Raw genomic sequence first — 21,574 nt, 5'->3', positions numbered from 1 at the left:
TGGTGACGCTCCGCAACGCTCGGTCGAGGGGGTTGCGCTCGCTACATCAGAGGCGTGAGGAAGCGCCGCAGGGCCTCTTCGTAGCCCGTCGGGTCGGCGTTCCACATGGCTCCGTGGGGCGCATCCGGAACGGTGTGCAGAGTGACCAGTTCCGGGCGCCGCGCGGCCAGTTGACGGGAGAGCGCCCAGGGCGCGATCACGTCGTCGGGGCCGTGGAAGAGGAGCGTGGGGACCTTGAGCACCTCGGGGTGGGCGGCCTCCAGGATGCGGTCGCCGCGCAGGCCCGTGCGGCCCTGGGCGGCGCGCACCGCGAGCGGCAGGAGCGGGCCCGGCGTGCGCCGGGCCGCGGCGAGCGCGCGCAGGGTGGTCTCCCAGTTGAGCACCGGGGAATCGAGGACGAGTCCGCTGATCCGGTCGCGCAGGGCCGAGTACGCGGCGGCGTGCAGGGCCATGGCGGCGCCGGTGGACCAGCCGTGCAGGATCACGTTCTCGGCGCCGTAGCGCACGGCGTAGCGGATGGCGGCGTCCAGGTCGCGCCACTCGGTCTCGCCGAGGTGGCCCAGGCCGTCCGGGGAGCGGGGCGCGCCGACGTCGCCGCGGTAGGCGAGGTCGAGGACCGGGAACTGCTGGCGGTGCAGGAAGTCCATGACGACCATGGGGTGCTCGCGGGTCGTGCCGAGGCCGTGCACGGTGATCACCCAGGTGTCGCGGACGCCCGGCACGAACCAGGCGGGCAGGCCGCCGAGTTCGCCGGGGACGTCGATGTCCGCGTGGTCGATGCCCAGTGCGGCGTGCGGGTCGCCGATGTGGACCTGCGGGGTGAGCCAGACCTTGTCGCCGGGGTCCAGGGAGCCGTGCGTGACGCGCTCCAGGCGGCGTACGACGGTGTCCGCCGCGTGCGGGGCGGTGTCCAGGACGGGGCCGATCACCGCGTGGCTGCCGTTGCCGCTGAGGCCGTACGTGCCGGGGCGCAGGCTGGCGAGGGCGCGGGTCAGGGTGATCTGGCCGGCGGCCGTGGAGTGGACCGTGAGGCGCGGCTCGGTGGGCAGCGGGCGGCCCGCGGGTGCCTTCAGGGCGGCGTTGCTGGCGAACCGGCCCGCGGCGACGGCGGCTGCGCCGCCCAGGAGGGCGGTGGTGACGGCGGTGACGGCCGTTGCCGTCGCTTTGGCTGGGCGCACCTGCCCAGTGTCCGGCCCGGGGGGTGCCAGGGCCAGTGGGCGGGGCTCCCGGAGTGATGCGGAGTGATGTCGGCCGCCGGACGCGCGCGCCCTCAGCGCTGCCCGTAGCCCCGCAGTCTGTCCTCCGCTTCCCTCAGCTGGCCCGCGGACAGGAGCGTCGGGGCGTGCCCCGGGATCGCGCTGGCCGTCAGCCACAGGCGGGACATCCACTCCAGCTGCGCCGTGCGGTCGTACGCCTGGTCCAGGGTGTCTCCGTAGGTGATGGTTCCGTGGTTCTGGAGCAGGCAGCCCGTGCGGTCCCTGAGCGCCCGGAGCATGTTCTCGGCCAACTCCTCGGAGCCGTAGGGCGCATACCGGGCGACCCGGGCCGGGCCGCCGAGGGCGGCCGCCATGTAGTGGATGGGCGGGAGCTCGGGGACGAGGGTGGAGACGGCGGTGGCGTGCACCGCGTGGGTGTGGACCACGGCTTTGGCGTACGTGGTGCGGTAGACCGCCAGGTGCATGGGCAGTTCGCTGGTGGGGGCGAGATCGCCGAAGAGCTGGTTGCCGTCCACGTCGACACCGACCGCGTCCCGCGGCCCCAGCCGGTCGTACGGCACGCCGCTGGGGGTGACCAGGATCGTGCCGCCGACGCGCACCGAGACGTTGCCCGACGTGCCGACCACCAGGCCGTCCGCCACCGTTCTGCGGGCCGCCGCCACCAGCTCGTCCCACGCCCGCTCCATCGCGTCCTGCCGGTCGTCGCCCTGCTGCTCCGTCATGCCGTGATCCTGCCAGCCGCCGGGCCGCGCCACCGTAGTGCGGAGCCCAGAAGTCCGTAAGAGCACGCATCGGCACAAAACACCCTTTGCCACTGATTGGCTTGGCCGGTGGTCGACCGACATTGAATGATCTTCCAATACCATCTGGGGGTTTTGTCCCATACGTCGTCATCCGGGGGGAAATATGGCTCGTGACCACAAACCGTCCCGCCACCGCGCCCGCGTCATCGCGGCCTCGGTGGCGACTCTGGCCCTCGGGGGGACCGCCCTCGCCGAGATTCCGGTTTCGGCGGCGGGCAAGGCGAGAGGGCACGACGTCTCGTCGCACCAGAAGAACGTCGACTGGCGGAAGGCGAAGAGCAAGGGCGCACGCTTCGTCACTTCGCCGTGCCGAGCAAGTCGTCGGGCAAGAAGTCGGGCAACCGCGTACTTCATGAGGCACGGTGGACGGTGGCGGGCGGACGGCATGACACTGCCGCCGGCCCTGGCCATCGAGCACAATCCGTACAGCCGCCGGAAGTGCTACGGCATGAGCAGGACCGGCATGGTCAACTGGATCAAGTCCTTCAGCGACGAGGTGAAGCGGCGGACGGGGCGGCGCCCCGTGATCTACACGACCACCAAGTGGTGGAACACCTGCACGGGCGGCAGCCGGGCCTACGGCGCGCATCACCCGCTGTGGCTGGCACGCTGGTCGTCGACGTCGGGAGCGCTGCCCAAGGGCTGGTCGCACCTGACCATCTGGCAGTACGACAACGGCGGCAGACTGCCGGGTGACCAGAATCTCTTCAACGGCTCGCCGAACCAGTTGAAGAGGTTCGCCCGGGGGTAGCCCAGACACCCTCGGAAGCCCGGATTCCGGGCCTCGCACCGCCACTCCGGCCGATCCCCGGCAGGACCCCGGCGGAACCGGAGTGACGGTGCCCCGAATTGGGTCACCGCACGGCCCGGCCCAGTTCACTTTCCGTTCACCCAGGTTGCCTACGTTCCACTTGCCACTGACGTCCAACAGAAGCCTGGGTAAATGGAACACATCACGCTTCTCCTCGGGATCGTGATCGTTACCGCTCTCGTGTTCGACTTCACGAACGGTTTCCACGACACAGCCAACGCGATGGCCACCACCATCTCGACCGGCGCCCTCAAGCCCAAGACGGCGGTGGCCATGTCCGCCGTGCTGAATCTCGTCGGCGCCTTCCTGTCGGTGGAGGTCGCCAAGACGATCTCCGGCGGGATCGTCAACGAGGACGGACTGAAGACAGAGGTGATCTTCGCGGCCCTGGTGGGCGCGATCCTCTGGAATCTGTTGACCTGGCTGGTGGGCCTGCCCTCCAGCTCCTCCCACGCACTCTTCGGCGGCCTCATCGGTGCCGCGGTCATGTCGATGGGCTGGTCGTCGATCGACGGCGGCACCGTCGTCACGAAGATCCTGATCCCCGCGATCGCCGCGCCCCTCGTCGCCGGCATCGCCGCGACGCTGGCCACGCGCCTGACGTACCGCATCGGGCGCAACACCGACACCAAGGCGACCGCCAAGGGCTACCGCACCGGCCAGATCGCCTCCGCGGGCCTCGTCTCGCTGGCGCACGGCACGAACGACGCGCAGAAGACGATGGGCATCATCACGCTCGCCCTGATCACCGGCGGCGTCCTGAACCCGGGTGCCAACCCCCCGATGTGGGTCATCGTCTCGGCCGGTGTCGCCATCGCGCTGGGCACCTACCTCGGCGGCTGGCGCATCATCCGCACCATGGGCAAGGGCCTGACGGACCTCGCGCCGCAGCAGGGCTTCGCCGCCCAGACCAGCGCCGCGACCGCGATCCTCGCCTCCTCGCACATCGGCTTCTCGCTCTCCACCACCCAGGTCTGCTCGGGCGCCGTGATGGGCGCGGGCCTCGGCCGCAAGGGCGGTGTGGTCCGCTGGTCCACGGCGACCCGCATGTTCGTCGCCTGGGGCCTCACGCTCCCGGCCGCCGGTCTGGTCGGCGCGGGCGCGGAGTTCCTCACCAAGCAGGGCCCCTGGGGCGTCGCGGCGACCGCCGCGCTGCTCATCGGTGGCTCGGCCGTGATCTGGGTGCTCTCCCGGCGCAACGCCGTCGACCACACGAACGTCGCCGACGACGAGATCGGCGGCCCCTCCGGCGCCGAGCCCGCCGGTGTCGTGACCACCGCGATGGCCGCCGTCTCGCCGCCGCCCACCGGGTCGGCCGTGGCAAGCGCCGACGTCGACTTCGTCAAGGCCACCATCCCGGCCCCGACCGGCACCGTGGCGGATCCCGCCCGGCCCGCCACGGTGTAAGGACAACTCACCATGAACATCGACTGGGCAGCTCTCGGCTCCGTGTTCGGAGTCAGCCTCGGGGTGACGGTGGCCCTGGTGGGCCTGTTCACCCTCGGCATCGTCGGCCTCTCCAAGCGCGAGGCGGCCACGTCCGGCGCCTCTTCCACCACCGCCGGCACCACCGCCGGCACCGTCCCCGTGGCGGCACGCACGGGCGCGTACGCGTGCTTCGCGCTCTGCCTGGCGGCCGTGGCGTACGGGATCTACCTGATCGTCGCCTGACGGCACTTCGGCCTCACGGGAGCCGGGTGGGACACGCCTCGACGAGTGCGTCCCACCCGGCTTTCGCGTGTCCGCCGTGCCCGGCCCGCGCCGACGCACGCCGACGCCGGGAAACCGGCCCCATGTGGGCCTCGGCACACTCTCCCGTACCAGGTCAACGGCAAGTTGACGGGCGTTCGCGGGCGTGGTGGACTGCCGGAGCCATTACGGCGGCAGGAGAGGAAGCCGGTGCGAATCCGGCGCGGTCCCGCCACTGTCATCGGGGAGCCCCCTCCTCGGAAGCCAGGAACTCTCGCCGCCGGTCACGTCGAACCAGGGCGCGGACACCCTGAGTGAGGACATATCGCCATGCGCGGCCGCCCGTTGCCGGTCTCTGTGCCCCTGCCCTTCCAGGCCGGGCCCCTCGCTCCTCTCCTCCTTCCGGTCGGCTGAACCCGTGCGTGCCGACCGCGACTTCGCGTACGGCGCCGCCGCCGGCCTCCTCGGTGACCTGCTGCTCGGCGATCCTCGCCGCGGGCACCCGGTCGCCGCGTTCGGCCGGGCCGCGGGCGCCGTCGAGCGTGTGCTGTGGCGTGACCACCGCGGGTGGGGCGCCCTGCACGCCGTGGTGTGCGCCGGGGGCGCGGCCGGTGCCGCCGCCCTGGCCTCTTCTCTCGTACGTGACTCACGCGCCGCGTCCGTCGCGCTGACCGCCGCCACGACCTGGGCCGTGGTCGGCGGGACCTCGCTGGGGCGTGAGGCGCGGGCCATCGGCGGGGCGCTCGCCGCCGGGGACGTCGAGGTGGCGCGGGAGCGGCTGCCGCATCTGTGCGGGCGCGATCCGCAGGCTCTGGACGCCGACGGCATCGCGCGGGCCGTGGTCGAGTCCGTCGCCGAGAACACCTCCGACGCGGTGGTCGGTGCGCTCGTGTGGGGCGCCGTCGGCGGGGTGCCGGGGCTGGTCGCCTTCCGTGCCGTCAACACGCTCGACGCCATGGTCGGGCACAAGTCCGTGAGGTACCGGCGCTACGGGTGGGCCTCCGCGCGGCTCGACGACGTTCTGGGCTGGCCGGGCGCCCGGCTCACCGCGGTGCTGGCCGCCGTCGCCGGGGACGCTCCGAAGGGAGCCCTGCGCGCCTGGCGCGCGGACGCGGCCAAGCATCCGAGCCCCAACGCGGGGCCCGTGGAGTCCGCCTTCGCCGGGGCGTTGGGGGTACGGCTCGGGGGGAGCCTCTCGTACGGAGGCCGGGTCGAGCACCGGCCCGTCCTGAACACGAGCGGGCGGGCCGTCGACGTGACGGACATCGAGCGGGCCGTGCGGTTGTCGCGGCGGGTCGGACTGCTGGCCCTGGGGGTCGCGGCAGTGGTGAGCACTATGCGGAAAGGCGGCGCCTCGTGAGTGGTGGACTGCTCGTGGCCGGGACCACATCGGACGCGGGGAAGAGCGTCGTCACCGCGGGCATCTGCCGGTGGCTGGCCCGCAAGGGGGTCTCCGTCGCGCCCTTCAAGGCGCAGAACATGTCCCTCAACTCCTTCGTCACGCGCGAAGGCGCCGAGATCGGACGGGCCCAGGCCATGCAGGCGCAGGCCGCCCGGGTCGAGCCGAGCGCGCTGATGAACCCCGTGCTGCTCAAGCCCGGCAGCGACCGCAGCAGCCAGGTCGTCCTGATGGGCAAGGCCGTGGGCGAGATGAGCGCACGCGGCTACCACGGTGGACGGCAGGAAGCGCTGCTCTCCACCGTCGTGGGATGCCTGGAGGAACTGCGGGGCAGCTATGACGCCGTGATCTGCGAAGGCGCGGGCAGCCCCGCCGAGATCAATCTGCGGCGCACGGACATCGTGAACATGGGGATCGCGCGGGCCGCCCGCTTCCCCGTCCTCGTCGTCGGCGACATCGACCGCGGTGGCGTCTTCGCCTCCTTCTTCGGGACGACGGCGCTGCTCAGCGCACAGGACCAGGAACTGGTCGCCGGGTATCTCGTCAACAAGTTCCGGGGCGACGTCTCGCTGCTGGAACCCGGGCTCGACATGCTGCTCGGGCTCACCGGGCGGCGCACGTTCGGTGTGCTGCCCTTCCAGCACGGCCTCGGCATCGACGAGGAGGACGGCCTGCGGGTGTCCCTGCGGGGCGCCGTGCGCGAGTCCGCCGTCACCCCGCCGGTCGGTGAGGACGTGCTGCGGGTCGCCGTCTGTGCCGTGCCGCTGATGTCGAACTTCACGGACGTGGACGCCCTGGCCGCCGAACCCGGCGTCGTGGTGCGGTTCGTGGACCGGGCCGACGAGCTCGTCGACGCCGATCTCGTGGTCGTGCCGGGCACGCGCGGCACCGTGCGCGCCCTGGAGTGGCTGCGCGAGCGCGGTCTCGCGGACGCCATCGCGCGGCGCGCCGCCGAGGGGCGGCCCGTGCTCGGGATCTGCGGCGGCTTCCAGGTGCTCGGCGAGCACATCGAGGACGACGTCGAGTCGCGGGCGGGGGCCGTGGACGGGCTCGGGCTGCTGCCCGTGCGCGTGCGGTTCGAGCGCGAGAAGACCCTCGCGCGGCCGGTCGGCGAGGCGTTGGGCGAACCCGTCGAGGGGTACGAGATCCATCACGGCGTCGCCGAAGTCCTGGGCGGAGAGCCCTTCCTGGACGGCTGCCGCGTCGGCGAGGTGTGGGGCACGCACTGGCACGGCTCCCTGGAGAGCGACGCGTTCCGGCGCCGCTTCCTGACCGAGGTCGCCCGCGCCGCCGGACGCCGCTTCGTGCCCGCGCCCGACACCAGCTTCGGCGCCCTGCGCGAGGAGCAGCTCGATCTGCTCGGCGATCTGATCGAGGAGCACGCGGACACCGACGCGCTGCTCGGCCTGATCGAGAACGGCCCCCCGTCCGGCCTCCCCTTCATCGCACCGGGGGCACCCTCATGACCGCGGAGGGGGACCGGTGAGACCCGCTGTCCCCTGCCCCGCCCCGAACCACGCCATGGAGGCCTTGTGAGTACCCCCTATCCGTTCACCGCTCTCGTCGGGCAGGACGACCTGCGGCTCGCCCTGCTGCTCAACGCCGTGTCGCCCGCCGTCGGCGGCGTGCTCGTACGCGGCGAGAAGGGCACCGCCAAGTCCACCGCCGTGCGCGCCCTTTCGGCCCTGCTGCCGCAGGTGCCCGTCGTCGCCGGCTGCCGCTTCTCCTGCGATCCGGCCGCCCCCGACCCCGCCTGCCCCGACGGTCCGCACGACGCCGGTGGCGCGTCGGTGCGGGACGCACGGATGGTCGAGCTGCCCGTCGGAGCCTCCGAGGACCGTCTGGTCGGGGCGCTCGACATCGAGCGGGCGCTCTCCGAGGGCGTGAAGGCCTTCGAGCCCGGCCTGCTCGCCGACGCCCACCGCGGCATCCTCTACGTCGACGAAGTCAACCTGCTGCACGACCACTTGGTCGACCTGCTCCTGGACGCCGCCGCCATGGGCGCCTCGTACGTGGAGCGCGAGGGCGTGTCCGTGCGGCATGCCGCACGGTTCCTGCTCGTGGGCACCATGAACCCCGAAGAGGGCGAACTGCGCCCGCAGTTGCTCGACCGGTTCGGGCTCACCGTCGAGGTCGCCGCGTCGCGCGAGACCGATCAGCGGGTCGAGGTCGTGCGGCGCAGGCTCGCGTACGACGACGACGCGGAAGGCTTCGCCGCGCGGTGGCACGACGACGAGTCCGAGCTGCGGGAGCGGATCGTCGCCGCGCGGGCGCTGCTTCCTCACGTGCGGCTCGGCGACAAGGCGTTGCGGCAGATCGCCGCCACCTGCGCGGCCTTCGAGGTCGACGGGATGCGGGCCGACATCGTGATGGCGCGCACCGCGACGGCGCTTGCCGCCTGGGCGGGGCGCGACGACGTGCTCGCCGAGGATGTGCGGCAGGCCGCTCTCCTCGCGCTTCCGCACCGGCGTCGGCGCAACCCCTTCGACGCCCCCGGGCTCGACGAGGACAAGCTCGACGACACGCTGGAGCAGGCCGACGACGGCAGTGACCGAGGGGACGACGGCGACGACGACCCCGACGGCGACGGCCCCGGCGGGGGCGGGCAGCCACCGCAGGGCGGGCCCGACACCCCTGACGTGCCCGACCAGCGTGACGCCCATGACGCACCGGCCGCCGACGACGCCGGGAGCGGGCAGGACGAAGACTCCTCCCCCGCGCAGGCACCCGCTGCCGGTACCGGCGGCGGTGAGCAGCAGGCCGTGCGCGCCTCCGAGCCGTTCCGTACGAAGATGCTGAGCGTGCCCGGCCTGGGCGAGGGCGCGGCGGGCCGGCGCTCCCGGGCGCGGACCGAGCACGGGCGGACCACCGGGGCCCGGCGCCCGCAAGGGGCGCTCACCAAACTGCACTTGGCGGCCACCGTGCAGGCCGCGGCCCCGCATCAGCGGGCGCGCGGTCGCTCGGGGCGTGGGCTCGTCGTGCGCCGTGACGATCTGCGGCAGGCGACGCGGGAGGGGCGTGAGGGCAACCTCGTGCTCTTCGTCGTGGACGCCTCCGGGTCCATGGCGGCGCGGCAGCGGATGAGCGCCGTGAAGGGCGCGGTGCTCTCGCTGCTGCTGGACGCCTACCAGCGGCGGGACAAGGTCGGGCTCGTCACCTTCCGCGGTTCTGACGCCGAGGTGGCGCTGCCGCCCACCTCTTCCGTCGACGCGGCCGCCGCGCGCCTGGAGACGCTGCCCACGGGCGGGCGCACCCCCGTCGCCGCCGGGCTGCTCAAGGCGCACGACGTGCTGCGCGTGGAGCGGCTGCGGGACCCGGCACGGCGCCCCCTGGTCGTGGTCGTCACGGACGGCAGGGCCACCGGAGGCGTGGAGCCGGTGGCCAGGGCTGGCCGTGCCGCACGGCTGTTCGCGGACGCGGGGATCGCCTCCGTGGTCGTCGACTGCGAGTCGGGGCACGTGCGGCTCGGGCTCGCGGGGCAGCTGGCGGGCGAGCTCGGCGGCACCGTCGTGACGCTGGACGAACTGCGGGCGGAGTCCATCGCCGGGCTCGTCAAGGACGTAACTGGAACTCGGATGAGGAGCGTGGCCTGATGCCTCAGGGACAGCCGAACGTGGTGCCGGACGACGGGCTGACCACGCGTCAGCGGCGCAACCGGCCGCTGGTGATGGTGCACACCGGGGTCGGCAAGGGAAAGTCCACCGCCGCTTTCGGGATGGCGCTGCGAGCGTGGAATCAGGGGTGGCCCATCGGGGTCTTCCAGTTCGTGAAGTCGGCGAAGTGGAAGGTCGGCGAGGAGAACGCCCTCAAGGTCCTCGGCGCGAGCGACGAGGGCGGCCCCGTCGACTGGCACAAGATGGGCGAGGGCTGGTCGTGGATCCAGCGCGCGCCCGCCGAGGGCGAGCCCAGCCATGAGGACAAGGCCCGCGAGGGGTGGGAGCAGGTCAAGCGCGACCTCGCCGCCGAGACCTACCAGCTGTACGTCCTCGACGAGTTCGCCTATCTCCTGCACTGGGGCTGGATCGACGTGGACGAGGTGATCGAGGTCCTCCGGGACCGTCCCGGGCATCAGCACGTCGTCATCACCGGACGCTACGCACCGGAGGCCCTGGTCGAGTTCGCCGACCTCGTCACCGACATGTCCAAGGTCAAGCACCCGATGGACGCCGGTCAGAAGGGCCAGAGGGGCATCGAGTGGTAGCTCGGCTTGTCGTTGCCGCGCCGTCTTCCGGGTGCGGCAAGACGACCGTGGCCACGGGTCTGATGGCCGCCTTCACGGAGGCCGGGCTCGCCGTGTCCCCGCACAAGGTGGGGCCCGACTACATCGATCCCGGGTATCACGCGCTGGCCACGGGGCGCCCCGGGCGCAACCTCGACGCCTACATGTGCGGTCCGGGGATGGTGGCGCCGCTGTTCAACCACGGGGCCCGCGGCAGCGACCTCGCCGTGGTCGAGGGCGTCATGGGGATGTACGACGGGGCGTCCGGACAGGGTGAACTCGCCTCCACCGCGCACGTGTCGAAGCTGCTCCGGGCGCCCGTGGTGCTCGTCGTCGACGCGTCGTCGCAGTCCCGTTCCGTCGCCGCGCTGGTGCACGGCTTCGCGTCCTGGGACCCCGAGGTGCGGATCGGGGGCGTGATCCTCAACAAGGTGGGCTCCGCACGGCACGAGACGCTGCTGCGGGAGGCCCTGGGCGAGTCCGGGGTGCCCGTCCTCGGCGCCCTGGGACGGGTGCAGCAGGCCAGGACGCCCTCGCGGCATCTGGGGCTCGTCCCGGTGGCCGAGCGGCAGGCCGAGGCCGTCGGGTCGGTGGCCGCGCTGGCCTCCCGGGTGCGGGAGGGCTGCGACCTGGAGGCGATCCTCGCGCTGGCGCGCAGTGCGCCCGCGATGACCGGCGAGACGTGGGACCCGGGTGCGGCGGCGCCACCGGCGCTGGACGGGCCGCGGGCCGCCGCCCGTCGGCCGGTCGTCGCCGTCGCCGGCGGGGCCGCGTTCTCCTTCTCCTACACCGAGCACGCCGAGCTGCTCACCGCCGCGGGCGCCGACGTCGTGGCCTTCGACCCGCTGCACGACGAGGAACTGCCGCCCGGCACCGCGGGGCTGATCATCGGCGGCGGGTTCCCCGAGGTGTACGCGCCCGAGCTCTCCGCCAACGAGCCGCTGCGGAAAGCCGTGGCCGAGCTCGCGCTGAGCGGGGCGCCCGTCGCCGCCGAATGCGCCGGGCTGCTCTACCTGACCCGGGAGCTGGACGGAAAGCCGATGTGCGGCGTGCTCGACGCCCGCTCCCGGATGTCCGAGCGGCTCACGCTCGGCTACCGCGAGGCCGTCGCCGTGTCCGACAGCCCGCTCGCGGCCGTCGGGACCCGGATGCGCGGGCACGAGTTCCACCGCACCGTCGTCGAGCCGGGCGCCGGGGCGGCTCCCGCCTGGGGCATGCACTCCCCTGAACGGCGCGTCGAGGGTTTCGTACAACAGGGTGTGCACGCGAGTTATCTGCACACGCACTGGGCCGCCGAACCCGGTGTGGCCCGACGGTTCGTGGAGAGGTGCGGGGCATGAGCGGCCGGCCGGCGGGGGACGGGGTGCGGGGCGGGGCGCCGTGACCTCGGTCCGCGCCGCGGCCTCACTCCGCGATGCCCACCACCAGCCAGATGAAGCCCGCTCCCGCCACCGTGCACAGCAGCGTCGAGCGCGCCGGGTGCTCGTGGTGCGCCTCCGGCAGGATCTCCGCGGCGGCCAGGTAGAGCAGCGCGCCGCCGAAGAAGCCGAGATAGCCGCCGAGCAGCTGCTCCGGAATGGTGAACAGGAGCGTCGACGCGGCGCCCGCCACCGGGGCCACCGCGTCCGCGAAGAGCATCGCGAGGGCCTTGCGCCGTGCGTTCCCGTACAGGCTGGTGAGCGTGTACGTGTTGAAGCCGTCCGCGAAGTCGTGGGCGATCACCGCGACGGCCACCGCCACGCCCATGCCGCCGCCCACCTGGAACGCGGCGCCGATCGCGACGCCGTCCATGGCGCTGTGGCCGACCATCGCGGCGGCGGCCGTGAGGCCCACCTGGGGGACCCGGCCGTTCTCGTGCTCGTCCGCCCCGTGGGCCGCGTGGCGGCCCGCGAGGAGATGTTCCACCAGGTGCGCGGTGAGGAAGCCGGCGACGAACAGGAGCAGCGCCGCGGGGACGCCGAAGACCGGGCCGCCCGCGGCCTCCAGCGCCTCCGGCAGCAGGTCGAGGCCGACCACGCCGAGCATCAGGCCGCCCGCGAGCCCCAGCACGAGGTGGCGCCGGTCAGTGACCCGCTGGGCCGTCCAGCCGCCCACCAGGGTCATCACAAAGGCGCCGAGCGCCACGAACACCGCCATGCGCCCTTGCTAGCCGATTCACCCCCTGCCCCGCACATCCACGCCCACCGGTGACGCAGACACCGCCCGTTCTTCACTCGTACGAGAGGAATCCCCACCCATGGCCGACACCGTCCACGAGCGGGCCGCCGCCGAAGGGTTCAAGGCCGCCTCATGATCACTGTCGTCGGTACGGGGACGGGTGCGCCGCTCGACGCGTCGGCCCTCGATGCGGCCCACGAGGCGGTGCGCGCCGCGGGGCTCGTCGTGGGGGCCCGGCGTCACATCGACGCCGTCCGGCTGCCGCCGGGGACGGCCCGGGTGGTGCTCGGGCCGCTGGACCCAGCGCTCGACGCCGTCGAGGAGCACCTGGCGAAGGCGGACGGGGCGACGGAGGGCGGCGGTGTCGTCGTGCTCGCCGCCGGGGACCCCGGGTTCTTCGGGATCGTGCGGGCGCTCGCCGAACGGTTCGGGCCCGCCGAGCTCGACATCCGGCCCGGCGTCCCGTCCGTCGCCGGGGCCTTCGCGCGGATCGGGCTGCCGTGGGACGACGCGGTGGTGGTGAGCGCGCACGGGCGTGATCTGCGCACCGCCGTGAACGTCTGCCGCGCGCACCCCAAGGTGGCCGTCCTGACCGGCCCCGGCAGCGGTCCCGCCGAACTCGGCGCCGAGCTGACGCGCCGCACCGACTCCCGGACCCTCGTCGTCGCCTCCGCCCTCGGCGACCCGGGGCGCGAGCGCGTCGAGCGGGTCACGCCCGCCGAGGCCGCGGGCCGCGACTGGGGCTCCGGAGTGGACGTCGTCCTCTGCCTGGACGAGGAACGGGCCATCGCGCCCGCGCACGCCATCGCCGGGCCCCGCCTCTCCCCCACCCGGTGGGCCCTGCACGAGGACGAGTTCGCCCACCGCGACTCGATGATCACCAAGTTCGAGGTGCGGGCGCTCGCCCTGGCCCGGCTCGGGCCGCGCACGGGTGACCTGGTGTGGGACATCGGCGCGGGATCGGGTTCGGTCGCCGTGGAGTGCGCGCGGTTCGGCGCGGCCGTCGTCGCCGTGGAGAAGACCCTCGACGGCGTGGAGCGCGTCCGCGCCAACGCGGCCCTGCACGGTGTCGACGTCCGTGCCGTGCACGGGGCGGCGCCCACGGTCCTCTCCGACCTCTCGGACCCGGACGCGGTGTTCATCGGCGGCGGCGGCCGTGAGCTGCCCGCCATAGTGACGGCGTGCGCACGGCGGGCGCGGCGGACCGTCGTGGTCGCCATGGCTGCGATCGACCGGGTGCCCGTGGTGCGGGCCGCGCTGAGCGGTGCCGGGTACGAGTGCGACGGCGTCATGCTCCAGTCGTCGCGGCTCGCGCCGCTGCCCGGTGAGGTCTCGCGGCTCGCGGCGGCCAATCCGGTCTTCCTGCTGTGGGGCACGCGCCCCTCGTCGTCCGCGCCCGAGGGGGCCGTTCGGTGAGCGGCCTCGTGGTGGGCGTCGGCGCGAGCAAGGGGGTGCCCGCCGAGGAAGTCGCCGGACTCGTCCGGGACGCCCTCCGGGACGCGGGGCTCTCCCCGGCCTCGGTCACCGCGTTGGCGACCGTCGACACGAAGGCCGCGGAACCCGGTGTCGTCGGGGCGGCGGCGCGGCTCGGGGTGCCGGTCGTGGCGTACTCGGCCGATGAGCTGGCCGGCGTCGCCGTGCCGAACCCCTCCGCCGCGCCGCTCGCCGCCGTGGGCACGCCTTCCGTGGCGGAGGCCGCCGCGCTGTGCGGCGGCGGCGAACTCCTCGTGCCCAAGCGGAAGTCGGCGCCGGAAGGGCGTGCGTCCATGGCGACCTGCGCGGTCGTGCGAGGCTCGGTCCGGGGCGGGTCGGCATGATGGTGGGCGGGGCGGGTGAGGTGGGCGGGACGGTCGAGGCGATGGTGATGACCGAGGCGGTTGTGACGACGGTCGGTGCTACTGCGGCCCGGGACACTGCGGCGCGCGCCACAGCGGCCCGCGAGATCCGTGTCGCATGCGAGGCGCCGTTCGTGTCCGCGCCTCATGCGGCGTACGCGTCCACACCGCATCCGGCGTCCGCGTCCGCGTCCGCGTCGCAGCTGAACGAAACAAGCAAAGCAATCAAGGAGTCCGCCGAGTGACCACCCCGCCCGCACTGCTCATCGCCGGCCACGGCACCAGGGACGAGGCCGGGGCGGCCGCCTTCCGGGACTTCGTGCAGGAGCTCGCCCGCCGCAACCCCGAACTCCCGGTCGCCGGGGGCTTCGTCGAACCATCGCCCCCACCGCTGGGGGACGCGGTCACCGGCCTCGTCGAGCGGGGCGTGAAACGTTTCGCGGCCGTACCGCTGACGCTGGCGCCCACCGCGCGCGCCGAGGGCGAGATCCCCGCGGCGCTCACCCGCGAGCAGGAGCGCCACCCCGGCATCTCCTACACCTGCGGCCGCCCGCTCGGCCCGCACCCCTCGCTCCTGAAGGTCCTCGGCCGCCGCCTGGACGAGGCGCTCGGCGGCGCCGCCCGCACGCCCCAGGACCGCGCCGACGTCACGGTCCTGCTCGTGGGTCCCGGTTCGACCGGCCCGGACGCCAACGCCGAGGTCCACCGGGCGGCCCGGCTGCTGTGGGAGGGGCGCGGATACGCGGGTGTGGAGACGGCGTTCGTGTCGCTCGCGGCGCCGGACGTGCCGTGGGGCCTCGACCGCTGCGTACTCCTGGGCGCGAAGCGGATCGTGGTCCTGCCCTACTTCCTGTTCACCGGCGCCCTGCCGGAGCGGCTCCTCCAGCAGACGGAGGGCTGGGCGGCGGCGCATCCGGAGATCGAGGTGCGCTCGGCGGAGGTGATCGGCCCCGAGGAGGAGCTGCTCGACCTCGTCATGGAGCGCTATCGGGAGGCGGCGGGCGCCGATGATGGGCCACTTGGCCTCGGGCACGGCCTTGACTGCGGGCACAGCCTTGGTCGCGGGCACAGCCTCAGCCGCGGGCACGACGGCCAGGGACACGACGGCCAGGGACACGACCACGGACACCTTCACCAAGACGGATCTCATGCGCACTCCCACTGAACCCGAACACGAGGCCGGACCGGACCTGCGGCACCACGGCGATGCCGAGGTCCGGGGCGCCGGCGACCTCACCGACCTCGCGGTGAACGTCCGCGCGAACACCCCGCCCGCCTGGCTGAAGCAGCGCCTCGCCGCCTCGCTCGACGGTCTTGCCGCCTACCCGGACGGCCGGGCGGCGCGGGCGGCGGTGGCCGCCCGGCACGGCGTGACGCCGGACCGGGTGCTGCTCACCTCGGGCGCGGCGGAGGCGTTCGTACTGCTCACCCGCGCCCTGAAGGTGCGTCAGCCGGTGGTGGTGCACCCGCAGTTCACCGAGCCCGAGGCGGCGCTGCGGGACGCGGGGCATGTGGTGGGGCGGGTTCTGCTGCGTGAGGAGGACGGGTTCCGCCTCTCGGGGGCGGTGGTCCCGGAGGGCGCCGATCTGGTCGTGATCGGCAATCCGACGAACCCGACGTCGGTGCTCCACCCGGCCGAGTCGATCGCCGAACTTGCCCGGCCCGGACGGGTGTTGGTGGTGGACGAGGCGTTCATGGACGCGGTGCCGGGTGAGCGGGAGGCGCTGGCGGGCCGTACGGACGTACCGGGTCTGGTGGTGCTGCGGAGCCTCACCAAGACGTGGGGGCTTGCGGGGCTGCGGATCGGCTACGTCCTGGCGGAGCCGGAGACGGTTGCGGCGCTGGCGGCGGCGCAGCCCTTGTGGCCGGTTTCCTCTCCCGCGCTTGTGGCGGCGGAGGCGTGCGTGGCGCCTGCGGCGCTTCGGGAGGCTTCCGCCGCGGCTCTGCAGATCGCCGCCGACCGGGCCTATCTCCTGGGCGGGCTCCGGGAGTTCGTCCCCTTGGGGGTGCGGGCCCTGGAGGACGCCGAGGGGCCCTTCATCCTGCTCCGGGCGCCCGAGGCCCCGGCCCTCCGCTCACGCCTGCGGGAGCGGGGGTTCGCCTTGCGGCGTGGCGATACGTTTCCGGGGCTCGGGGATGAGTGGCTTCGGGTGGCGGTGCGGGACCGGGGGACCACGGATCGGCTTCTTGGGGTCTTGAGGGAGGTGTTGGGGAGCTAGGGCTCTTTCCTCTCCCCAACCCCGCCCCTTCCCGAAAACCCGCTCGGCGCAGGGGCCTTGGTTGCCGTCGATCACCGGCTCCGCCGAGTTCGTCCTCAAACGCCGGACGGGCTGGAACCATCCAGCCCCGGGCCGGAGTGGTTCACCCCCTCCGGCACTGGAGGAGCGGCAGCCTGGGGACGAAGCCCCCAGGCCCGTCGCAGACGGCCACCCACCAACGATCTTGCGGCCCCCGCGCCGCATTGCAGCCCTGCGGCCTTTGAAGAGCGAGGGCCTGGGGGCAGGAGCCCCCCGATCTGTTGCAGACGGCCGCCCACCCACGCTCTGCCCCCGCGCCGCATTGCAGCCCCTCCAGCACTTGAGGAGCGGGGATCTGAGGGCAGGAGCCCCCGGGCCTGTTGCAGACGGGCACCCACCAAGGATCTTGCCCCCGCGCCGCATTGCAGCCCCTCCGGCGCTTGAAAAGCGGGGACCTGAAGGCAGGAGACCCCGGGCCTGTTGCAGACGGGCACCCACCAACGATCTTGCCCCCGCGCCGTTCAGCCCCTCCGGCACTTGAAGACCGGGGGCTTGGGGGGCAGGAGACCCCCGGTCTGTTGCCAGCGGGCGTCCGCCCACGGTTCAGCCCCCGAGCCGTCAGCCCCCGGCGTCTGGGGCGGAGCCCCAGAACGCCCCGCAGGGGACCCCGCCTCAGCCCTTCCGCGCCCGGCGGGCCAGTGCCAGTGCTCCGCCGCCCGCGGCCAGCAGTGCCGCTCCGCCGCCCACCAGGTACGGCGTGGACGAGTTGCCGCCGGTCTCGGCGAGGTTCGCCTCGGCCGGCTTCTCCGGCTTCGCGACGACCGGCTTCTCCTCCGCTCCGCCCTGCGGCTTCACCGGCGCCGAAGGCTCCGGCTTCGCGGCTGCCGCCGGTGTCTCGCACGACGCGCCCGCCAGCGTCACCGTGCCCTCCACCTCCGCGACGTTCAGCTTCAGGGGGTTCACGGACACCTTCAGCTCCAGCGCGGTCGCCGCCGCGGTACGCGAAGTCGTGTGCGTCTTCGACAGGTCGAGCCGCACCTCCCCGACCCCCGGCACCGTCACCTGGGTCGTGCCGCCCGCCGACAGCGTGACCTTCTTGCCGAGCACCGTCACGCCGCCCAGCAGGTTCGACTCGGCGACGGGCCGCTTGCCCGCCGCGCAGACCGCCTTGGACGTCACCTGCTCGACCTCGATCAGGGACAGCAGCGGCAGACCCGGCACATGCACCTTGGCCCGCGCGATGTTGCTGTACCCCTCCGCCTTCCCCTTCTCGACGGTCGCCTTCGCGGTGGCGACGTCCGCCCGCAGCACGCTGAACGGCCGACCGCCGTCGATCCCGTCCAGCTCGGCGGTGAGCGCGGTCTTCTCGGCGCTGGCCGGCGCCTGTACGTCGTTGAGCGAGACCCTGAGCGGGACGTTCAGGGTCTTGTTGAGCAAGGACACGTCGAGCCCGGTGCGCAGCACGACGGCGTTCGCCCGGCCCTTGTCGCCGCCCGTCGCCGAGGCGATGCCCGCGGTGGCGAGCGCCATGGGTCCCGCGACGAGGGCCGTGGCGGTGGCGATCACGCCGAGACGGCGTGCGGGCAGGCGGAAGGCATTGCTGTTCAAGGTGGTGGAACCCCCACAAGAGTTACGGAGTCGCCGGAAGCCTCGCGCTTCGCTGGATGGGGACATCGCTTGAGCGCGACACCGGCAACATCGACAGGGGGAATCTTTACGCACTGAGAGTGAATAGCCAGCGACCAAGCGTGAGTTCACTCCAAAGGGAGGTTTCCGCCCCTGCTTTCGAATCTTTCGGCACGGACGTTCCCTCCAGCCACCTGAGCAACTCCCTGGCTCGAACACATCGGTCGACAGCTGGATCGTGGCCGAATCATGTGCAACGAACCAAGGGCCTCGCGCGTAACGCTCCGTCAATATGAGGCACATGGGGAAGATGCAGCAGACGCAACGGGCGAGCGGCGAGGAATGGTCCGCGCAGGGCGAGTACGGGGTGCGGTTCGAGTGGGGACCCGAGGGGGCCCGGCGGCTCATGGCGGCCGGTGACGTGGCGTGCCTGGTCGTCGTCGACGTGCTGTCGTTCACGACGGCGGTGTCCGTCGCCGTGGACGCCGGGACGAAGGTCTTCCCGTACGCGTGGAGGGACGAGAGCGCCGTCGCCTTCGCCGCCGAGCGGGACGCCGAACTGGCGGTGGGGCGGCGGGCGGTGACCGCCGCATCGCCGTGGTCCCTCTCCCCCGCCGCCCTGCGCCTGGCACCCTTCACGCCCCGCCTGGTGCTGCCCTCGCCCAACGGGTCGGCGATCGCCGCCGCGGCAGGTACGTCCGGCACGGTGGTCGCGGGGTGCCTCAGGAACGCCGCGGCGGTGGGGAGTTGGCTCGCGGGTCAGGGGTACGGGGGGCCTGAGCGGCCGGTTGCCGTGGTCGCCGCGGGTGAGCGGTGGGCCGAGGGGAGCCTGCGCCCCGCCCTGGAGGATCTGCTGGGGGCGGGGGCGATCATCTCCGCGGTCGCCTCCGCCGTCGCCCCTGCGGTCACCGCCGCTGCCGCCGCCACCGCCGGCTCCGCCGTGAACGGAGCCCGGGTCTCGCCGGAGGCCGCCGTGGCGGCCGCCTCGTACGCGTCCTGTGCGGATGTCGCGTCGGCGGTCGCCGACTGCGCGTCGGGGCGGGAGCTGCGGGCCTCCGGCTTCGCGGAGGATGTCGCGGTGGCCGTGGAGTCGGGAGCTTCGGAGAGGGTGCCGGTCTTGGCGGCCGAGGGCTTCTTCTCCCCCGACACCCCGAACCCCCCGAACTCCCCCAACTCCCCGAACTGACTCAGCTCCCCAGCTCCCCCAGCCCTGCCCCGTCCTGAAACGGGGTTCCACCATCAGCCCCCCGCCCCTCACACACCGTAGGAACTGGCGCGCCAGCTACCCCACGACCCTCCCGTTCAGCACGACCCTCCGCGGCGCCGCCAACACCCCCACGTCCTCCCGGGGATCGGCCTCGTACACCACCAGGTCCGCAGGCGCCCCCTCCACCAGGCCCGGCCGCCCCAGCCAGGACCTCGCCCCCCACGTCGTCGCCGACAGGGCGTCCACCGCCGGGATACCGGCGAGCCGCAGCTCCGCCACCTCGGCGGCGACGAGGCCGTGGGCCAGCGAACCGCCCGCGTCCGTGCCCGCGTACACCGGCACGCCCGCGTCGTACGCGGCCCGCACCGTGTCGTAGCGCCGCTCGTACAGCCGCCGCATGTGCCGCGACCACTTCGGGAACTTCGACTCGCCGCCGTCCGCGAGAGCGGGGAACGTCGCGATGTTCACCAGCGTCGGCACGATCGCGACGCCCCGCTCGGCGAAGAGCGGAATGGTCTCCTCGGTGAGGCCCGTGGCGTGCTCGATGCAGTCGATGCCCGCCTCTACAAGGTCCCGCAGGGAATCCTCGGCGAAGCAGTGCGCCGTCACCCGCGCGCCCAGCCGGTGCGCCTCGGCGATCGCCGCCTCCACCTCGGGCCTGGGCCAGCACGCCGTCAGGTCGCCCGCCTCGCGGTCGATCCAGTCGCCGACCAGCTTGACCCAGCCGTCGCCGCGCCCGGCCTCCTGGGCGACGTACGCGACGAGGTCGGAAGGCTCGATCTCATGGGCGTAGTTGCGGATGTAGCGGCGCGTGCGCGCGATGTGGCGGCCCGCCCGGATGATCTTCGGGAGGTCCTCGCGGTCGTCGATCCAGCAGGTGTCGGACGGGGAGCCCGCGTCGCGGATCAGGAGGGTGCCGATCTCGCGGTCGGTCAGCGCCTGCTTCTCCGCGACGTCCGCCTCGACCGGTCCGTGCGTGTCCAGGCCCACGTGGCAGTGCGCGTCGACCAGGCCGGGGAGCGTCCAGCCCTGGATCGTGACGTCCGGCGCCGCCGACGGGCGGTCGTACGTCACCCGGCCCCCGACCACCCACAATTCGTCCCGGACCTCGTCCGGGCCGACGAGCACCCGCCCCTTCACGTGCAGCACCGTGTGATCGCTCATGTACAGCAGCTTAGGAGCCTGTCGGTACGCTCGGACCGGCAGCCCGAACGAACTCGTGAGCGAAGTGAGCAGCACCGTGACGCACCCCTTCCTTGACCTGGCACCCCTGAGTGCCCAGCACTTCGCCTCCATCGAGGAGCGCGTCGCCGGGCTGCTCTCCACCGACCAGGACGTCGTGATCATGCAGGGCGAGGCGCTGCTTCCCCTGGAGGGCTGTATCCGGGGTGCGGCGCAGCCCGGCACGACCGCCCTGAACGTCATCACGGGCCCTTACGGGCAGACCTTCGGGAACTGGCTGCGGGACTGCGGTGCGACGGTCGTCGATCTCGCCGTCCCCTTCCACACCGCCGTGACGGCCGAGCAGGTCCGCGAGGCGCTCGCCGCGCACCCCGAGATCGACTTCGTCTCGCTCGTCCATGCCGAGGCCGCGACGGGCAACACCAATCCCGTCGCCGAGATCGGTGAGGTCGTACGCGAGCACGGCGCCCTCTTCATGCTGGACGCCGTCGCGTCGGTGGCTGCGGAGCCGCTGCTTCCGGACGCGTGGGGCGTGGACCTGTGTGTGATCGGCGCGCAGAAGGCGATGGGCGGCCCCGCGGGCGTCTCGGCCGTCTCCGTGAGCGAGCGGGCCTGGTCGCGCCTCGCCGCCAACCCGCAGGCGCCGCGCCGCTCCTACCTCTCCCTCCTGGACTGGAAGGAGCGCTGGATCGACGGCGGGCGCAAGGCCCTGCTGCACGCCCCGGCCCAGCTGGAGATGCTCGCCCTGGAAGCGTGCGTGGAGCGCATCGAGGCGGAGGGCCTGGACGCGCTGATGGCGCGGCACGCCACCGCCGCCGCCGCGACCCGTGCGGGCGCGATCGCCCTGGGCGGCGGCCTGGTGCCGTACGTCCATGAGGCGCGGGACGCCGCTCCGGTCGCCACGACGCTGCGGGCCCCGGCCGGGGTGGACGCCTCCCAGCTCGTCGCCAAGGCGATCGCGGCGGATCCGGTGCTTCCGCTGGTCGCCGGTGGTGGCGCGCTGGCCAAGGAGATGATCCGGGTGAACCACTACGGTCCGGACGCGACCCGTGGCGTCGTGCACGCATCGCTGGCCGCCCTGGGCGCCGCGATGGGCGAGGCCGGGCTCGCGGTCGACCTCGAAGCGGCGCGGCGCGCGGTGACGGCCGCCTGGCAGTAGGCGCCCCTCCGCCCCTGGCCGTCCCTGGCCCGT

At 73.4% G+C, this 21,574-nt stretch carries 19 protein-coding genes and 1 riboswitch; of the genes, 14 read left to right on the top strand and 5 right to left on the bottom strand.

Going from position 1 to position 21,574, the window contains the following annotated elements:
- Positions 1–41 precede the first annotated feature (41 nt).
- Together ACIGXX_RS22740 and ACIGXX_RS22735 are read right to left on the bottom strand one after the other, a co-directional pair.
- Positions 42–1,178: an alpha/beta fold hydrolase gene (locus tag ACIGXX_RS22740; RefSeq protein ID WP_351161856.1), complete on the bottom strand. Its 1,137-nt coding sequence runs from the start codon at positions 1,176–1,178 to the stop codon at positions 42–44.
- A gap of 92 nt (positions 1,179–1,270) precedes the next feature.
- Positions 1,271–1,939, bottom strand: coding sequence for a class II aldolase/adducin family protein (locus ACIGXX_RS22735; protein ID WP_361463470.1), 669 nt, complete (start codon positions 1,937–1,939; stop codon positions 1,271–1,273).
- Between the two features lie 184 nt (positions 1,940–2,123).
- Between ACIGXX_RS22735 and ACIGXX_RS22730 the strand changes: the two genes are divergently transcribed.
- The 8 genes from ACIGXX_RS22730 (at position 2,124) to ACIGXX_RS22695 (ending at position 11,478) form a co-directional block, all read left to right on the top strand.
- Complete coding sequence (locus ACIGXX_RS22730; protein WP_399978130.1) at positions 2,124–2,771, top strand: GH25 family lysozyme; 648 nt, start codon at positions 2,124–2,126, stop codon at positions 2,769–2,771.
- Positions 2,772–2,963: 192 nt separating this feature from the next.
- The gene (locus ACIGXX_RS22725) at positions 2,964–4,238 is read left to right on the top strand and encodes an inorganic phosphate transporter (protein WP_351161860.1); all 1,275 of its coding nucleotides are present in this window, start codon (positions 2,964–2,966) and stop codon (positions 4,236–4,238) included.
- A 12-nt stretch (positions 4,239–4,250) separates the two neighbouring features.
- Positions 4,251–4,502 (top strand): hypothetical protein, encoded by a 252-nt coding sequence (locus ACIGXX_RS22720; RefSeq protein ID WP_351161862.1) that lies wholly within the window; start codon positions 4,251–4,253, stop codon positions 4,500–4,502.
- A gap of 179 nt (positions 4,503–4,681) precedes the next feature.
- A riboswitch (cobalamin riboswitch) is annotated at positions 4,682–4,817 on the top strand.
- A gap of 121 nt (positions 4,818–4,938) precedes the next feature.
- The gene (locus tag ACIGXX_RS22715; RefSeq protein ID WP_399978125.1) at positions 4,939–5,880 is read left to right on the top strand and encodes a cobalamin biosynthesis protein; all 942 of its coding nucleotides are present in this window, start codon (positions 4,939–4,941) and stop codon (positions 5,878–5,880) included.
- Positions 5,877–7,385, top strand: coding sequence for a cobyric acid synthase (locus ACIGXX_RS22710; protein WP_351161866.1), 1,509 nt, complete (start codon positions 5,877–5,879; stop codon positions 7,383–7,385). The genes ACIGXX_RS22715 and ACIGXX_RS22710 overlap by 4 nt, the downstream gene beginning before the upstream one ends.
- Positions 7,386–7,451: 66 nt before the next feature.
- Complete coding sequence (locus ACIGXX_RS22705) at positions 7,452–9,512, top strand: putative cobaltochelatase (protein ID WP_351161868.1); 2,061 nt, start codon at positions 7,452–7,454, stop codon at positions 9,510–9,512.
- Positions 9,512–10,120, top strand: coding sequence for a cob(I)yrinic acid a,c-diamide adenosyltransferase (gene cobO / locus ACIGXX_RS22700; protein WP_351161870.1), 609 nt, complete (start codon positions 9,512–9,514; stop codon positions 10,118–10,120). Before ACIGXX_RS22705 ends, cobO begins: the two co-directional genes overlap by 1 nt.
- Positions 10,114–11,478 (top strand): cobyrinate a,c-diamide synthase, encoded by a 1,365-nt coding sequence (locus tag ACIGXX_RS22695; RefSeq protein ID WP_399978120.1) that lies wholly within the window; start codon positions 10,114–10,116, stop codon positions 11,476–11,478. The genes cobO and ACIGXX_RS22695 overlap by 7 nt, the downstream gene beginning before the upstream one ends.
- A gap of 64 nt (positions 11,479–11,542) precedes the next feature.
- Here ACIGXX_RS22695 and ACIGXX_RS22690 read toward each other — a convergent pair whose 3' ends face one another.
- A complete protein-coding gene (locus ACIGXX_RS22690; protein ID WP_351161874.1) occupies positions 11,543–12,274 on the bottom strand; it encodes a ZIP family metal transporter in 732 nt (243 codons plus the stop codon).
- Positions 12,275–12,427: 153 nt separating this feature from the next.
- On the opposite strand from ACIGXX_RS22690, the gene cbiE reads away from it, so the two are divergent.
- The 4 genes from cbiE (at position 12,428) to cobC (ending at position 16,349) form a co-directional block, all read left to right on the top strand.
- Complete coding sequence (cbiE, locus tag ACIGXX_RS22685) at positions 12,428–13,711, top strand: precorrin-6y C5,15-methyltransferase (decarboxylating) subunit CbiE (RefSeq protein ID WP_399978115.1); 1,284 nt, start codon at positions 12,428–12,430, stop codon at positions 13,709–13,711.
- Positions 13,708–14,112, top strand: a complete 405-nt coding sequence (locus ACIGXX_RS22680) for a cobalamin biosynthesis protein (protein WP_399978112.1) — start codon at positions 13,708–13,710, stop codon at positions 14,110–14,112. The genes cbiE and ACIGXX_RS22680 overlap by 4 nt, the downstream gene beginning before the upstream one ends.
- A 259-nt stretch (positions 14,113–14,371) precedes the next feature.
- Positions 14,372–15,295 (top strand): sirohydrochlorin chelatase, encoded by a 924-nt coding sequence (locus ACIGXX_RS22675; RefSeq protein WP_399978109.1) that lies wholly within the window; start codon positions 14,372–14,374, stop codon positions 15,293–15,295.
- Positions 15,279–16,349 (top strand): Rv2231c family pyridoxal phosphate-dependent protein CobC, encoded by a 1,071-nt coding sequence (gene cobC, locus ACIGXX_RS22670; RefSeq protein WP_399978106.1) that lies wholly within the window; start codon positions 15,279–15,281, stop codon positions 16,347–16,349. The genes ACIGXX_RS22675 and cobC overlap by 17 nt, the downstream gene beginning before the upstream one ends.
- 690 nt (positions 16,350–17,039) lie before the next feature.
- On the opposite strand, the gene ACIGXX_RS22665 is transcribed toward cobC, so the two are convergent.
- Positions 17,040–17,975: an SCO1860 family LAETG-anchored protein gene (locus ACIGXX_RS22665; protein WP_399978102.1), complete on the bottom strand. Its 936-nt coding sequence runs from the start codon at positions 17,973–17,975 to the stop codon at positions 17,040–17,042.
- A gap of 319 nt (positions 17,976–18,294) precedes the next feature.
- Here ACIGXX_RS22665 and ACIGXX_RS22660 point away from each other — a divergent pair, with 319 nt between their 5' ends.
- Entirely contained in the window at positions 18,295–19,179 is an 885-nt protein-coding gene (locus ACIGXX_RS22660) for a 2-phosphosulfolactate phosphatase (RefSeq protein ID WP_399978099.1), read from the top strand.
- A 96-nt stretch (positions 19,180–19,275) separates the two neighbouring features.
- Here the strand turns inward: ACIGXX_RS22660 and ACIGXX_RS22655 are convergent, their stop codons facing one another.
- On the bottom strand, positions 19,276–20,364 hold the full coding sequence (locus ACIGXX_RS22655; protein WP_399978096.1) for an amidohydrolase family protein: 1,089 nt from the start codon (positions 20,362–20,364) through the stop codon (positions 19,276–19,278).
- A gap of 76 nt (positions 20,365–20,440) precedes the next feature.
- Here ACIGXX_RS22655 and ACIGXX_RS22650 point away from each other — a divergent pair, with 76 nt between their 5' ends.
- Positions 20,441–21,541, top strand: a complete 1,101-nt coding sequence (locus ACIGXX_RS22650; protein ID WP_351162496.1) for an aminotransferase class V-fold PLP-dependent enzyme — start codon at positions 20,441–20,443, stop codon at positions 21,539–21,541.
- Positions 21,542–21,574 lie beyond the last annotated feature (33 nt).

The sequence above is a fragment of the Streptomyces sp. NPDC055243 genome, assembly GCF_044544025.1.
Lineage (GTDB): Bacteria > Actinomycetota > Actinomycetes > Streptomycetales > Streptomycetaceae > Streptomyces.
This window is presented reverse-complemented; position numbering and strand designations above follow the sequence as displayed.